The 13,554-nt window shown below is 67.6% G+C and carries 11 protein-coding genes; 9 read left to right on the top strand and 2 right to left on the bottom strand.

Annotated features, from left to right (window positions below):
- Positions 1–95 precede the first annotated feature (95 nt).
- The 7 genes from ftsZ to ACLJQ7_RS30180 all read left to right on the top strand — a co-directional run bounded on the left by ftsZ (position 96) and on the right by ACLJQ7_RS30180 (position 5,648).
- Positions 96–1,418 carry a cell division protein FtsZ gene (gene ftsZ / locus ACLJQ7_RS30210; RefSeq protein ID WP_125684264.1) on the top strand — a complete coding sequence of 441 codons (1,323 nt, stop codon included), beginning with the start codon at positions 96–98 and terminating at the stop codon, positions 1,416–1,418.
- A 76-nt stretch (positions 1,419–1,494) separates the two neighbouring features.
- On the top strand, positions 1,495–2,202 hold the full coding sequence (pgeF, locus tag ACLJQ7_RS30205) for a peptidoglycan editing factor PgeF (RefSeq protein WP_410651555.1): 708 nt from the start codon (positions 1,495–1,497) through the stop codon (positions 2,200–2,202).
- Complete coding sequence (locus ACLJQ7_RS30200; RefSeq protein WP_410651554.1) at positions 2,199–2,930, top strand: YggS family pyridoxal phosphate-dependent enzyme; 732 nt, start codon at positions 2,199–2,201, stop codon at positions 2,928–2,930. Before pgeF ends, ACLJQ7_RS30200 begins: the two co-directional genes overlap by 4 nt.
- 82 nt (positions 2,931–3,012) lie before the next feature.
- A complete protein-coding gene (locus tag ACLJQ7_RS30195; RefSeq protein WP_410651553.1) occupies positions 3,013–3,627 on the top strand; it encodes a cell division protein SepF in 615 nt (204 codons plus the stop codon).
- Between the two features lie 114 nt (positions 3,628–3,741).
- A complete protein-coding gene (locus ACLJQ7_RS30190) occupies positions 3,742–4,017 on the top strand; it encodes a YggT family protein (RefSeq protein ID WP_005155180.1) in 276 nt (91 codons plus the stop codon).
- A gap of 54 nt (positions 4,018–4,071) precedes the next feature.
- The gene (locus tag ACLJQ7_RS30185) at positions 4,072–4,932 is read left to right on the top strand and encodes a DivIVA domain-containing protein (protein WP_034319194.1); all 861 of its coding nucleotides are present in this window, start codon (positions 4,072–4,074) and stop codon (positions 4,930–4,932) included.
- A gap of 107 nt (positions 4,933–5,039) precedes the next feature.
- Positions 5,040–5,648 carry a hypothetical protein gene (locus ACLJQ7_RS30180; RefSeq protein WP_410651552.1) on the top strand — a complete coding sequence of 203 codons (609 nt, stop codon included), beginning with the start codon at positions 5,040–5,042 and terminating at the stop codon, positions 5,646–5,648.
- On the opposite strand, the gene ACLJQ7_RS30175 is transcribed toward ACLJQ7_RS30180, so the two are convergent.
- Positions 5,645–7,453 (bottom strand): FUSC family protein, encoded by a 1,809-nt coding sequence (locus ACLJQ7_RS30175; RefSeq protein WP_410651551.1) that lies wholly within the window; start codon positions 7,451–7,453, stop codon positions 5,645–5,647. The two genes, ACLJQ7_RS30180 and ACLJQ7_RS30175, sit on opposite strands and share 4 nt — an antisense overlap.
- Positions 7,454–8,062: 609 nt before the next feature.
- Here ACLJQ7_RS30175 and ACLJQ7_RS30170 point away from each other — a divergent pair.
- Positions 8,063–9,319 (top strand): DUF222 domain-containing protein, encoded by a 1,257-nt coding sequence (locus ACLJQ7_RS30170; RefSeq protein ID WP_410651550.1) that lies wholly within the window; start codon positions 8,063–8,065, stop codon positions 9,317–9,319.
- Between the two features lie 133 nt (positions 9,320–9,452).
- Here the strand turns inward: ACLJQ7_RS30170 and ACLJQ7_RS30165 are convergent, their stop codons facing one another.
- Positions 9,453–9,902, bottom strand: a complete 450-nt coding sequence (locus tag ACLJQ7_RS30165) for a hypothetical protein (protein WP_410651549.1) — start codon at positions 9,900–9,902, stop codon at positions 9,453–9,455.
- A 443-nt stretch (positions 9,903–10,345) separates the two neighbouring features.
- On the opposite strand from ACLJQ7_RS30165, the gene ileS reads away from it, so the two are divergent.
- Complete coding sequence (gene ileS, locus ACLJQ7_RS30160) at positions 10,346–13,507, top strand: isoleucine--tRNA ligase (RefSeq protein ID WP_410651548.1); 3,162 nt, start codon at positions 10,346–10,348, stop codon at positions 13,505–13,507.
- The last annotated feature ends 47 nt before the right edge of the window (positions 13,508–13,554 follow it).

Raw genomic sequence — 13,554 nt, 5'->3', positions numbered from 1 at the left:
CATAACTCTCAATCTGAACTTCAGCTAGAGGGTTTCGGTCCAGACTCAGCGACCGGCGGGCAGCACGAGCACACACGATCAGGAAGGCGGCTCCGATGACGCCCCCGCACAACTACCTTGCGGTGATCAAGGTCGTCGGTATCGGCGGCGGCGGAGTGAACGCCGTGAACCGCATGATCGAGGTCGGCCTCAAGGGTGTCGAGTTCATCGCGGTGAACACCGACGCTCAGGCACTGCTCATGTCCGACGCAGACGTCAAACTCGACATCGGCCGGGAACTGACCCGCGGCCTCGGTGCCGGCGCCGCCCCCGAGGTGGGGCAGAAGGCCGCCGAGGACCACCGCGAAGAGATCGAAGAGGTCATCAAGGGCGCCGACATGGTGTTCGTGACCGCGGGTGAAGGCGGTGGCACCGGCACCGGTGGCGCGCCCGTCGTCGCCCAGATCGCCCGCAAACTCGGCGCGCTGACCATCGGCGTCGTCACCCGCCCGTTCACCTTCGAGGGCAAGCGCCGCAGCAAGCAGGCCGAAGACGGCATCCAGCAGCTGCGCAACGAATGCGACACCCTCATCGTCATCCCGAACGACCGGCTGCTGCAGCTGGGCGACATCGGCGTCTCGCTGATGGACGCCTTCCGCTCGGCCGACGAGGTGCTGCTTTCGGGTGTCCAGGGCATCACCGACCTGATCACCACGCCGGGTCTGATCAACCTGGACTTCGCCGACGTCAAGAGCGTCATGTCCGGCGCGGGCTCCGCGCTGATGGGCATCGGCTCGGCGCGCGGCGAGGGCCGGGCGATCCAGGCGGCGGAGAAGGCGATCAACTCGCCGCTGCTGGAAGCGTCGATGGACGGGGCGCACGGGGCGCTGCTGTCGATCGCGGGCGGGTCGGACCTCGGCCTGTTCGAGATCAATGAGGCCGCGTCGCTGGTGCAGGAATCCGCGCACCCCGACGCCAACATCATCTTCGGGACGATCATCGACGACTCGCTCGGCGACGAGGTCCGGGTCACCGTGATCGCGGCCGGTTTCGACGCCGGCACCCCGACCCACAAGAAGCTCGACCCGCCGGCGTTCGGCTCCCGGTCGAACTCGACGGCGTCCGCGCAGGCCGGTCAGGTCAACGGTGGCGGGGCGACCCCGGTGCAGAGCCCGCCTTCGGGTGCCACGCCGGTGCCGTCGACCGGTTCGAACGGCTATCCGGTGGCGCCGCCGCGCACGCACACGCCGATGCCGTCCGCCCGTAACGAGGGTAATGGCTCGATGACCGGCGGGCTCCCGCAGCCCGGCGGCGGTTCGCGCGGTTACTCGCCGATCGGGTCGAACTCGAACCACGGCAGCCTGCCCGGTCGCGCGACTCCGGTGCACGACGACCCGTCGGACGACGAGGTCGACGTTCCCCCGTTCATGCGGCGGTAGTTCTCGCCAGTACGTTCCGTGAAGGCCTCCTTGACTACTGTCGAGGGGGCCTTCACTCAGGTCTAGGAGGAAACGCGTGCGGGTACGGCGGATTGTCACGACCAGGGCGGGCGGGGCCTCCCGGCCGCCTTACGACACCTTCAACCTCGGTGATCACGTCGGTGACGACGCGGGCGACGTCTACGCCAACCGCAAGCGTCTCGCCGCCGAACTCGGCCTCGCCGAGGACAGGCTGGCGTGGATGGAGCAGGTTCACGGCCGGACCGCCACCGTCGTCGACGGTTCGGAGACCTCCGCCGCCGAAGCGACCGACGCGCTCGTGACCGCCGAGCCCGGCCTCGCACTCGTGGTGCTCGTCGCCGACTGCGTCCCGCTTCTGCTGGCCGATGCCGAAGCCGGAGTCGTCGCCGCCGTCCACGCGGGCCGCGTCGGCGCGCGGGTCGGCGTCGTCCCCGCCGCGATCGAGGCGATGCGTTCGGTCGGCGCCGAACCGGCCCGCACCGAAGCGCTGCTCGGTCCCGCGATCTGCGGCGACTGCTACGAGGTCCCCGCCGACATGGCCGCCGACGTCGAAAAGCACGTGCCGGGCAGCGCCTGCAAAACCCGCGAGGGCACGCCGGGGCTCGACCTGCGCGCCGGGCTCTGGCGGCAGCTGGCCGACCTCGGCGTCGGCAAGATCGGCGTCGATCCGCGCTGTACCAACGAGGAGAAGACTCTCTTCAGTTTCCGCCGCGACGGCACCACCGGCCGGATCGCGGGTATCACCTGGCTGGACGCGTCGTGAGTGACGCACGACGGGACGAACTCGCCGCGTCCCTCGCCGAAGTGGAAGAGCGGATCGCCGCCGCGTGCGAGGCCGCCGGCCGGGCCCGCGACGAGGTCAAGCTGCTCGCGGTCACCAAGACCTTCCCGGCGCTCGACGCCGCGCTGCTCGCCGACCTCGGCGCGCTCGACCTCGCCGAGAACCGCGATCAGGAGGCGGGCGCGAAAGCCGACGAGGTCGCCGGTCTCCGCCCGGATGCCCGGATCCGCTGGCATATGGTCGGCAGTCTTCAGCGGAACAAGGCCAAATCGGTCGTGCGCTGGGCGGACGAGGTCCAGTCCGTCGACTCCGAGCGGCTCGCTGACGCGCTCGCGAAGGCGACCAAGTCGGCGCTGGATTCCGGGCAACGCGAGCACCCGCTGGACGTCCTCATTCAAGTAAGTCTCGATGACGATCCGAAGCGCGGGGGCATTCGGTTGAACGAAGTGAGCCATTTGGCGGAGCGGATAGCCCATGTGGGTGATATTCGCCTCCGAGGGCTTATGGCGGTGGCGCCGCTGGGTACTGATCCTGCGGAGGCGTTCGGGAAACTCGCTCGCGCGTCGGAGCGCCTACGGGAAGAACACCCAAATGCCCGTGAGATCTCCGCCGGAATGAGCAATGATCTCGAGCAGGCGATCACGCACGGCTCGACCTGTGTGCGTGTCGGAACCGCGTTGCTCGGTGGGCGCGGTTTAGCCTCGCCCTAGGGAATACCGTCTCGTCGTTACGGGGAGTGGTGGCGAGGACGGGGGAGTACGGTGCGGGACGCGGCTAAGGCTAGGGAGAGGCATGAGCGCGCTGCAGAAGCTGAAGGCCTACTTCGGGATGGTGCCCGCGGACGAAGACGGCTATGACGTCGAGGATGACTACCGGCGAGGCTACGTCGCGAAGGAATACGCCGACGACGAGTACGACTATGACGACGAGCCGCCGGCCCGGTCACGGGGTGGACGTTACCGGGGCGTCGATGACACGTATGACGAGCCCGCGCCGCGGCCTCGGTCACGCTCCGTGGTCAGCCCGGAGCCTGCCGTCCACGGAGCGCTGGCGATCGACCGTCAGCCGGAGCCGGTCGCGCGGCTGCGGCCGGTCACCGAGCCGGTGCGGCCGCCGGTGCGTGACCCGTTGAGCCGGATCACGACGCTGCACCCGACGAGTTACGCGGAAGCGCGCGCGATCGGGGAGCACTACCGGGAAGGCATCCCGGTGATCATGAACCTCACGGAGATGGAGAACGCGGACGCGAAGCGTCTTGTCGACTTCGCCGCGGGGCTCGCTTTCGCGTTGCGCGGATCGATGGACAAGGTCACCAACAAGGTGTTCCTTCTCTCACCGCCCGATGTGGACGTCACCGCGGAGGACCGCCGACGGATCGCCGAAGGCGGATTGTTCCTGCGCGGCTGATCACCCGGCGACCGCTGAGCGCAGCCGGATGTGATTTTGTCGACTCATCGCCATCCGTGGCCCGTCAACTGCGCCTTTTGACGTGAGGCATGGCAGAGTGGTTACGTGAATGCTGTGTTGCTGGTCGTCTGGTACGTGCTGTTCGCCTTCTGGCTCCTGCTGACGGCACGGATCGTCGTCGAACTCGTGCGTGCTTTTGCTCGCGAGTGGCGTCCTGCCGGAGGGGTTGCGGTAACGCTCGAGACCATCTACACAGTGACCGACCCACCGGTTCGTCTGTTCAGACGAATCATCCCGACCGTACGAATCGGCGGCGTCGGACTGGACTTATCGATTATGGTGCTGCTGTTGGTTGTGTTCTTTGCGATGCAGCTGGCAACGCCAGGGTGATTTTCGGGGAAGCCCCGGTGGACCTGCAGGCCATGGAGTGCGTGAGGTGATCTGATGTCGTTGACCCCCGCTGACGTGCATAACGTCGCGTTCAGCAAGCCGCCCATTGGCAAAAGGGGCTACAACGAGGACGAGGTGGACGCGTTCCTCGACCTGGTGGAGACCGAGCTTGCCCGGTTGATCGAGGACAACAACGAGCTGCGGCAGCAGGTCGAACAGCTCGACAACGAGCTCGAGACCACCCGTGGTGAGCTCGAGAACGCCAAGGCCGGCGCCGTCGGCCCGCCGCCACAGGTACGCGACGAACCGTCGCGCCGCCTGGCGCCGGTGCCGCCACCGCAGTCGGCGATGGAGCAGACCCAGGCCCACTCGATGGTGCCGGACAACGGGGAGCCCAACGTCCAGGCCGCGAAGGTGCTCGGGTTGGCGCAGGAAATGGCCGACCGGCTCACCGCCGAGGCCAAGACCGAGTCGGACGGCATGCTCGCCGAAGCCCGGACCAAGTCCGAGCAGCTGCTGTCGGACGCGCGGTCCAAGTCGGACTCGATGGTGAACGAGGCGCGCACGCGTGCCGAGACGATGCTGAACGACGCGCGGACCCGTGCCGAGACCTTGGAGCGCCAGGCGCGCGACAAGGCGACGACCATGGAGCGCGAGGCTCAGCGCAAGTACACCGAGACCATGAACAACATGAACGCGGAGAAGGGCTCGCTGGGCAAGAAGATCGAAGAGCTGCGCACGATCGAGCGGGAGTACCGCACGAGGCTGCGCGGGTTCCTCGAGTCCCAGCTGCGTGAGCTCGACGACCGTGGTTCGGCCGCTCCCGCGTCGGCGTCTTCGTCGAACTCGGGGCAGTCTTCGTCCTCCGGTGGTGGACAGGGCTACTCGTTCGGCCCCCGGGCCGAAGCGGGCTGATCCCCACCGGTTCGTTTCTTCACAGTTCGTTTGAACACAGTGGAACGGCCTCGGCACTCTCCGGAGGGTCGGGGCCGTTTCGCTTGGTCCTCGTGTTGTAATTCACCGTGCTCTACATCGTCCTGGTACTGGTACTGGCGGCTCTGGGGCTGCTCGTCGCGGCGCTCATCACCGCGAACTCCCTGTGGGCTTGGATCTCCATCGGCGTCTCCGTCGTAGCGGGGTTGCTGCTCCTCTTCGACCTGCTGCGCCGCCGGAAGAAGCGCGCTCCCGCCGAGGAGGAGTCGGATGACTCGGCCGAAGACATCGCCGAAGACAACTCCGACGACGATTCCGACGACGCCGATTCCGACGACGCCGAGTCCGCCGAGGGTGAGGAAAAGAAACCCGAGGACGCCGAGCAGACCGTCTTGATGCCCGCCGCCGGTGAACTGGGCGAGGAGGAAGACACTGAAGTGTCTTCGGAGCCTGAGCCCACTGGTGATCCCGGCGAGGAGAAGAGCGCCCCCGAGGACGTGGCGATCGTCTCCGAACTCGAGATCGAGGTCGTCGTCGTCGACGAGTACCCGCGCTATCACGTCACATCGTGCAAGTGGCTCGAAACCCGGGACACGATCCCGCTCGGCATCGGCGAGGCGCGGCAGCTCGGCTTCACGCCTTGCGCGTTGTGCACGCCCGACGCCGAGATCGCCGAACAACACCGGGAGAAGGCTTAGAGTTTCCGAGCCGCTTCGCCGACCGTCACGACGTCGGCGGCGATCGTGTCGAGCACCAGACGCTGCTCCTCGTCCGCGTCGCGTGGCACCGGGACCTCCGCCGCCTCTTCGGTCCCGAGCGTGCGCGCCACCTCGGCGACGGCTTCCGCCGCTCCGGCCGAACCGGGCCGCAGCAAGAGCGACGACGCCGTGACCGACAGGCCGCGCAAGGCTTCGGCCGCGTTCTCCAGCGCGTCTTGCTGGCCGGGTGCGGGCTCCTTGGTGCCCGGCTCCGCGGTTCGCAGGCCGTGGTGCGCGACCGCGGCGGCACGGAACTCACAGCCCAGCGTCCGCGGGTCGACGTCCTCCCCGCGCAGTTTCCGCGCCACCGAGCCGAGCAGGGCGCGGGTGGCGCCGACGGCGGTCTCGAACCGTTCCGCCGGGCCGGGTTTCGGCACGCCGGGGATCGCGGCGAAACCGAACAGCAGGGCGATGGCGCCGGCGAGGACCATCAGGAGCAGGTACTCGACGAGGACGTAACGCGGGTCGAGATGCCGGGTGGTCGCGTTCAGGCCGACCGACATCAGGACCATGCAGCCGTTGAAGATCGCCGGACGCGTCTGCATGAAGGAGAATCCGCCGAGTAGCGCGACGAGCCCGATCGGCAGCAGAAACCCTTGTGGCAGAAGCCAAAGAACGAGGGTGAGCACGACGGCACCGCCGAGTGAGCCGCCGATCCGCTGCCAGGCCTTGCCGAGGCTGTCCCGCCATTCCGGTTGCATGATGGCGAAAGTGCCGAGCAGGAACGACACGGTGAGCGGATCGCCTGGCCGGAAACTCGCGACCACCAGCGCCAGCCCGACCCCGAGCCCGCAGCGGAGCGCGTGCCGGAACTGCGCCGACCGCCACGAAAACGCGCCGCTCAACTCGATCCTGCGCAGTTCTTCGCGGAGTCCTTTCGGAACGTCCACACGCGACTCGTCGCGGTCGATCGCCGCGGCCCGGATGGTTTCGAGAGCTTCCCAGAGCGCGGTGACGAGCCTCGCCGTGGCACCGGGAAGCCCGGCGGGTTCCTTGCGCCGCACCGGTTCGACTTCGTCCGGTGCCGTCGGGCTCCGCACGGCGTCGGCGAGCCTGGTGGCTTCTTCGCAGGCGGCGTCGAGCGTTTCGCCGATTTCTTCGCTGTTCAGCCGTTTCCGTCGGATCTCCAGCAACCCGGTGGCCGCGCGATACCGGAACATGCCGCCGAGGACCCGGCCGGTCCAGCGACGAGGCCGGTCCGCGAGCCAAAGCCTCGCCGCGCGCTCCTGCGTCTCGGACGAGCCTGCCGCGAGCGCGTCGGCCAGCGCGTCACGGGTCGGCTTGGCCGGATCCTTCGCGCCCATCAGCACCCGCAACAGGATCACGACGCCCACCGCGAGCGCGGGCGCGCCCAGGATCTGTCCCGCCGACGCCGTCCCCGTCAGCTGGAAGCCGTACCCGAACAGCGACGCCATCCCGAGCCCCAGCCCGACCGTGACGAACCGTGCCCCGAGCACGGGCAACAGCCCGGCGACGACCACGATCGCCACCAACAGCCCGATCGCCGCCCACTGCGACACCGCGCCCAGCAACCGCGGCACCCCGACCGCGAGGATCAGCGCGGGCGCGAACCACGCCAGCAACCGCAGATCCGCCCAAAGCGGCCCGCCCACCGCCGCCATGAGACAGAAGAGCGCGGTGAGGGCCGCCAGGACGGCCGCGTTGCCCAGCCCCAGGACGAACCCGAGCCCGCTGACGCCGCCGAGGACCACCAGCAGGACGATGAGGAGTCCGGGCTCTTTCATCGGGCCTCGCAGATCGGCATACCCGTCAACCTAGAGGCGATGGCGGGGACGGCAACTCGGGCCCTGGGTGGTGGTCGTGACGGCGTTACTCGCGGCAGTCGTGAGTGCAATTCGTGTTCTGAGGCCCTGGTGTTTGTGGCGCCTCCTTTGCGGCTCTATTCGCCGGGGCTCTTTTAGGTCCTTCGCGCGCTTAAGAGCGCTTCGCTGCGCTTTTGAATGCTGGAGGTTTAGGCTGGCTCGGGTGGTCGATTCGGCTCAATGACATCGTCATCCGCCGTGTGGGCCTCGGTCCGGGGTGGTCGCAATTAGTCGGCTAATTGCGGTCACCTTCGCGCGCTCAAGAGCGCTTCGCTGCTCAGTGCGGGCACTTTCTCTGTTCGGCCTTCGGGCTAGCGCAGGTGCTCGATCCGGCTCGGTGACATCATCATCCGGAACGCCGCGGGGGCCTCGGCCCGGGGCGGTCGCAATTAGTTGGCTAATTGCGGGCACCTTCGCGTTCCTTCAGGCCCTTCGCGCGCTTAAGAGCGCTTCGCTTCCGGGTTTAAGCGATTTCCTTCGTTGGGCCGTTTGAGCTAGCGCAGGTGTTCGATTCGGAGTAATGTCGGTGTCGTGGCCAGCGACGATGCACCTCCAGGGACGTCCACCGAGTGGTGGCGTGTCGACACCGCGACGCTGCATGCCCGCAAACAAGAACTGGAAGTTGTGAAGCGTCGGGCGGATGCGGAGCAGAACGCGATCCTCGCGGAAATCAATTCCCGCGGTATCCGGGGGTGTAGTGGTCATGCGACGTTGGCGGCACTGATTTTCGAGGACTTCCTCGTGACGGACAAAGAGGCCAGCGACCGCGCCGACCGCGTCCTCGCGCTACATCCCGGCCCGGCGATCGGCGGAGACCCCGAACCACCCCTAGCCCCGTTGACCGCCCAGGCTGCCGCTGAGGGGGTGATCGGGGGGTCGCAGATCGACGCGATCATCCGCACCCTCGCCCGTATCCCCTCCAGCGTGCCGGAGGAGGACGTGCGGGGCGGGGAGAAGATTTTGGTCGAGCTGGCGCGTCGGGCGGGGCCTCGGCAGATCGCCCGGGCTGGACGCCGCCTGCTGGACAAGCTGGATCCGGACGGGAAAGAGCCCCGCAACGAAAACCCCAAAAACACCCGGCCGGAGCTGCGGTTCATCAAACACCGCGACGGCACACTCGGTCTCAAAGCCAGACTCGACCTCGAAACCTATGCTCGGTTGAAATCCGACCTCGACCCCATGGCCAAACCCCACAAAGCCATCGACGGAGTGCGGGACTCCCGCACCCAGGACGAACGCTACGGGGACGCCTTCACCGACTACGTCCGGCTGAAAACCACCAGCCGCAACCTCCCCGGACAAGCCGGAGAAGCCACCCACATCCTCGTCACCATGTCCTACGACGACCTCATCAACGACCTCGGCGAGGCACACCTGGATCTGGTGGGGCCGATCAGCGCCACCGACGCCCGCATCCTCGCCTGCGATGCTCGGGTGCGACCGGGTGTTCTGGGTACCGCGGGTGAACCGTTGGACATCGGGCGGTCGAAACGCACCGTGTCACTGGCCCAGAAATACGCACTCACCCTCCGCGACGGTGGCTGCGCCTTCCCCGGCTGCGACATGCCCGTCCCCCGCTGCACCGCCCACCACATCGTCTTCTGGCGACACCACGGCGAAACAAAGATCGACAACCTCGTCCTGCTCTGCACCAAACACCACCGGCTCATCCACCACAGCACATGGAAAGTCCGCATCGCCCAAGACGGACTCCCCGAATTCACCCCACCTAGCTACCTCGACCCCACCGGCACACCAAGACGCAACACCATGCACCTCAGGACATAAGCCTTACCCCGAAGCTTCCGAAGCCGAGTCACGCCGCGACGGCGGACCATGTGGCCATCTCGCCGACCCGGCGACGCCGCTTGCGGGACCAGGGCAGACCCACGCCCGTATAACGACCTACACGTCCGCGCTCTCAGAAAGCTACGGGATGGACTTGTCGCGCCGTGTCCCAAGGGACATGTTCGACTGCGACAAGATCAGTGAAGGCGAGGACCGATTCGTCGAGCCGTTGGAAGACCAGCTCGCCTTCGTGTGTCTCCTCCCAGTTCACCCCCGACCGGCGCCAGTGACCGTGCTCCGATCCGGAGTGAACTTTGGCCGGGAAATGCCGCTCGTGGAAGACGGAGACGTGATCGACCGGACCGGTGGGCAACTCGGGAAAGGGCCTCCAGCGATAGATCCCGTTCCAATGGCCGTCGTCGGAGGCTTGGTCCGACGTTCGGCCGTGGAGGCCGAAGCCATCGTCGTCCTGATGGGTGCCGATCTCCACCGCGCTGCCGTCGTCCCAGCCAGGCTTGTAGCCAGTACAGCTGAAGGCCGGGAACGTCGGGGTCGGCGAATTGCGGGCCGGTTCCCGCCACATCTTCCCGCAGTGCCATCTCCACGCCGGTCCACCTGTCGACTCGCTTGCCGCGCAGTGCCGTGAAGGTCCGTGTCTGTCCGGCGAGCGAGTCTTCTCGCGTATCGTCGAAGCAAGCTGTACGGGGAGCAGGCGCGCGAACGATATGCCCACCCCGGACAACCCGGTTGCCCCCGCGCGCTACCCTTGAACCAACTGGCACCGATCCGGCCATCACCGGGGAGCCTCCGGAAGAACAGGGCCCGTGTCCTCACCAGACCAGCCCTCAGTAGAACCGGACGGGTACGGCCCGTCACAGCCGTCGAATGAGCGGCCCAGCCGGAACACCACCGGCCGGGCAAGCGGGGTGGTACCGCGGAACGCGCCGGAAACGGCCGTCTCGTCCCCGTGTGGGCGCGAGCCCGTACGAGAGAGACGAGCAGTGTCGGATCTGAGGAGCACCGAAGATGTATCCCAAGGCACAGATGGACGGCGAGACCGGCGTCCCGTCCCAGCCTTCGTTCCCCGAGTCGGAAAAACGCGTCCTCGCGTATTGGGAAGCCGATCGGACCTTCCAGGCCTCGATCGACGCCCGCGACCCCGGCGTCAACGGTTCGAACGAGTACGTCTTCTACGACGGCCCGCCGTTCGCCAACGGTCTCCCGCACTACGGTCACCTGCTCACCGGGTATGTGAAGGACCTGGTGCCCCGTTACCAGACCATGAAGGGCAAGCGCGTCGAGCGCCGCTTCGGCTGGGACACCCACGGCCTGCCCGCCGAACTCGAGGCCATGCGCCAGCTCGGGATCACCGAGAAGTCCGAGATCGACGCGATGGGCATCGACGTCTTCAACGACGCGTGCCGCGAGTCCGTGCTGCGCTACACCGGTGAATGGCAGGACTACGTCACCCGCCAGGCCCGCTGGGTCGACTTCGACAACGACTACAAGACGCTCGACCTGTCCTATATGGAGTCGGTCATCTGGGCGTTCAAGCAGCTGTGGGACAAGGGCCTGGTCTACGAGGGCTACCGCGTCCTGCCCTACTGCTGGCGCGACGAGACCCCGCTGTCCAACCACGAGCTGCGGATGGACGACGACGTCTACGCCAGCCGTCAGGACCCGGCCGTCACGGTCGGTTTCCGCTTGGAGGGCAACGACAACGAGCTCGACGGCACGTACCTCCTGATCTGGACCACGACCCCGTGGACGCTGCCGTCCAACCTCGCGACCGCGGTGCACCCGGACGTGCGTTACGTCGTGGTGGAAAGCGACGGCAAGCGGTTCCTGCTCGCCGAAGCGCGCGTCGCCTCGTACGCTCGCGAGCTCGGTGAAGAGCCGGCGGTCGTCGGGCACTACACCGGCACCGAACTGCTCGGAACCCGTTACGCCCCGCCGTTCCCGTACTTCACCGGGCACGAGAACGCGCACCGCGTGCTGTCCGCGGACTACGTCACCACCGAGGACGGCACCGGTGTCGTCCACATCGCGCCCGCCTACGGTGAAGAGGACAAGGTCGTCACCGACGCGGCCGGGATCGTCCCGGTCACGCCGGTGGACGCGCAGGGCAAGTTCGACGCGACCGTCTCGGATTACGAGGGTCAGCAGGTCTTCGACGCCAACCCGAACATCATCAAGGACCTCAAGAACGGCACCGGTTCCGCCGGCCGTCAGGGCGCGGTACTGCTGCGCCACGAGACCTACGAGCACCCGTACCCGCACTGCTGGCGCTGCCGGAACCCGCTGATCTACCGCGCCGTCTCGTCGTGGTTCGTCGCGGTGACCGAGTTCAAGGACCGGATGGTCGAGCTGAACCAGCAGATCACCTGGTACCCGGAGAACGTCAAGGACGGCCAGTTCGGCAAGTGGCTGGAGAACGCCCGCGACTGGTCGGTCTCCCGCAACCGGTACTTCGGCACGCCGATCCCGGTGTGGCAGTCGGACGATCCGGCGTACCCGCGCACGGACGTCTATGGCTCGCTCGACGAGCTCGAGCGCGACTTCGGCGTGCGGCTGGAGAACCTGCACCGGCCCTTCATCGACGAGCTGACCCGGCCGAACCCGGACGACCCGACCGGGAAGTCCACCATGCGCCGGATCGAGGACGTGTTCGACGTCTGGTTCGACTCGGGTTCGATGCCGTACGCGCAGGTGCACTACCCGTTCGAGAACACCGAGTGGTTCGAGCACCACTATCCGGGCGACTTCATCGTCGAGTACATCGGGCAGACCCGCGGCTGGTTCTACCTGCTGCACGTGCTGGCGACCGCGCTGTTCGACCGGCCGGCGTTCCGGACCTGCGTCTCGCACGGGATCGTGCTCGGCTCGGACGGGCAGAAGATGTCCAAGTCGCTGCGCAACTACCCGGACGTCAACGAGGTCTTCGACCGCGACGGCTCCGACGCGATGCGCTGGTACCTGATGGCGAGCCCGATCCTGCGCGGCGGGAACCTGGTCGTCACCGACAAGGGCATCCGCGACGCCGTCCGCCAGGCCGTGCTGCCGCTGTGGAACTCGTACTACTTCCTCGCCCTCTACGCGAACGCCGAGGGCGTGGAAGGCCAGTGGCGCACGGATTCGAAGCACATCCTCGACCGGTATGTGCTGGCGAAGACCCACGAACTGGTGACCGACGTCGAGCACGCGCTCGACACCTACGACGTCGCCGGTGCCTGCTCGACCGTTCGTGACTTCCTCGAGGTGCTGACGAACTGGTACGTGCGCCGGTCGCGCGACCGGTTCTGGGCGGGCGAGCAGGATGCGATCGACACCCTGCACACCGTGCTGGAGGTGACGTCGCGGGTGGTGGCGCCGCTGCTGCCGCTGACCACCGAGGTCGTCTGGCGCGGGCTGACCGGCGGCCGTTCGGTGCACCTGACCGACTGGCCGAACGCGCTCGACCTGCCCGCCGACGCGGCGCTGGTGACGGCGATGGACCGGGTGCGCCAGGTGGCGTCTTCGGCGCTCTCGCTGCGGAAGTCGAACAAGCTGCGGGTGCGGCTGCCGCTGGCCAAGCTGGTCGTCGCCGCGCACGAGGCCGACTCGCTGCGCGACTTCACCGACATCCTGCGCGACGAGGTCAACGTCAAATCCGTCGAGCTGACCACGGACGTCGCCGCGCACGGCGGGTTCGAGGTCGCGGTGAACGCCCGCGCCGCCGGGCCGCGGCTCGGCAAGGACGTCCAGACGGTGATCAAGGCCGTCAAGGCCGGTGAGTGGACGACTTCGGAGAGCGGCGCCGTCGTGGCCGCCGGGATCGAGCTCGTCGAAGGCGAGTACGACCGGCGTCTGGTCGCCAAGGGTGGCGGCGCGGCCGCGGAACTGCCGGGCGGGGCCGGGCTGGTGCTGCTCGACACCGAGGTGACCGACGAACTGGCGGCCGAGGGCCTGGCCCGCGACCTGGTCCGGGTCGTGCAGCAAGCCCGCCGTGACGCCGGACTGGACGTCGCCGACCGGATCGCGTTGACGGTCGACGCGCCGGAAGACGTGGTCACGGCCGCGAAGACGCACGAGGAGTTCATCGCGTCGGAGACGCTGGCGACTTCGGTGGCCTACGGCGACGTCGCCGACGGCTCGGCCGGGACGGTCGGGGAGGGCACCAAGGTGACCGTGGCGGTCGCCAAGGCCTGACCCTCGCGAGTGACATGAAAGGCCCCTTCATTGCAAATTTTGCAATG

The sequence above is a fragment of the Amycolatopsis sp. cmx-4-54 genome, from assembly GCF_046548895.1.
In the GTDB taxonomy this organism is placed as follows: Bacteria; Actinomycetota; Actinomycetes; order Mycobacteriales; family Pseudonocardiaceae; genus Amycolatopsis.
This window is presented reverse-complemented; position numbering and strand designations above follow the sequence as displayed.

Coding starts and splice junctions, on each gene's coding strand:
- ftsZ (WP_125684264.1), top strand. CDS start 96: ATGACGCCCCCGCACAACTACCTTGCGGTGATCAAGGTCGTCGGTATC.
- ACLJQ7_RS30195 (WP_410651553.1), top strand. CDS start 3,013: ATGAGCGCGCTGCAGAAGCTGAAGGCCTACTTCGGGATGGTGCCCGCG.
- ACLJQ7_RS30185 (WP_034319194.1), top strand. CDS start 4,072: ATGTCGTTGACCCCCGCTGACGTGCATAACGTCGCGTTCAGCAAGCCG.
- ACLJQ7_RS30175 (WP_410651551.1), bottom strand. CDS start 7,453: ATGAAAGAGCCCGGACTCCTCATCGTCCTGCTGGTGGTCCTCGGCGGC.
- ACLJQ7_RS30165 (WP_410651549.1), bottom strand. CDS start 9,902: ATGTGGCGGGAACCGGCCCGCAATTCGCCGACCCCGACGTTCCCGGCC.
- ileS (WP_410651548.1), top strand. CDS start 10,346: ATGTATCCCAAGGCACAGATGGACGGCGAGACCGGCGTCCCGTCCCAG.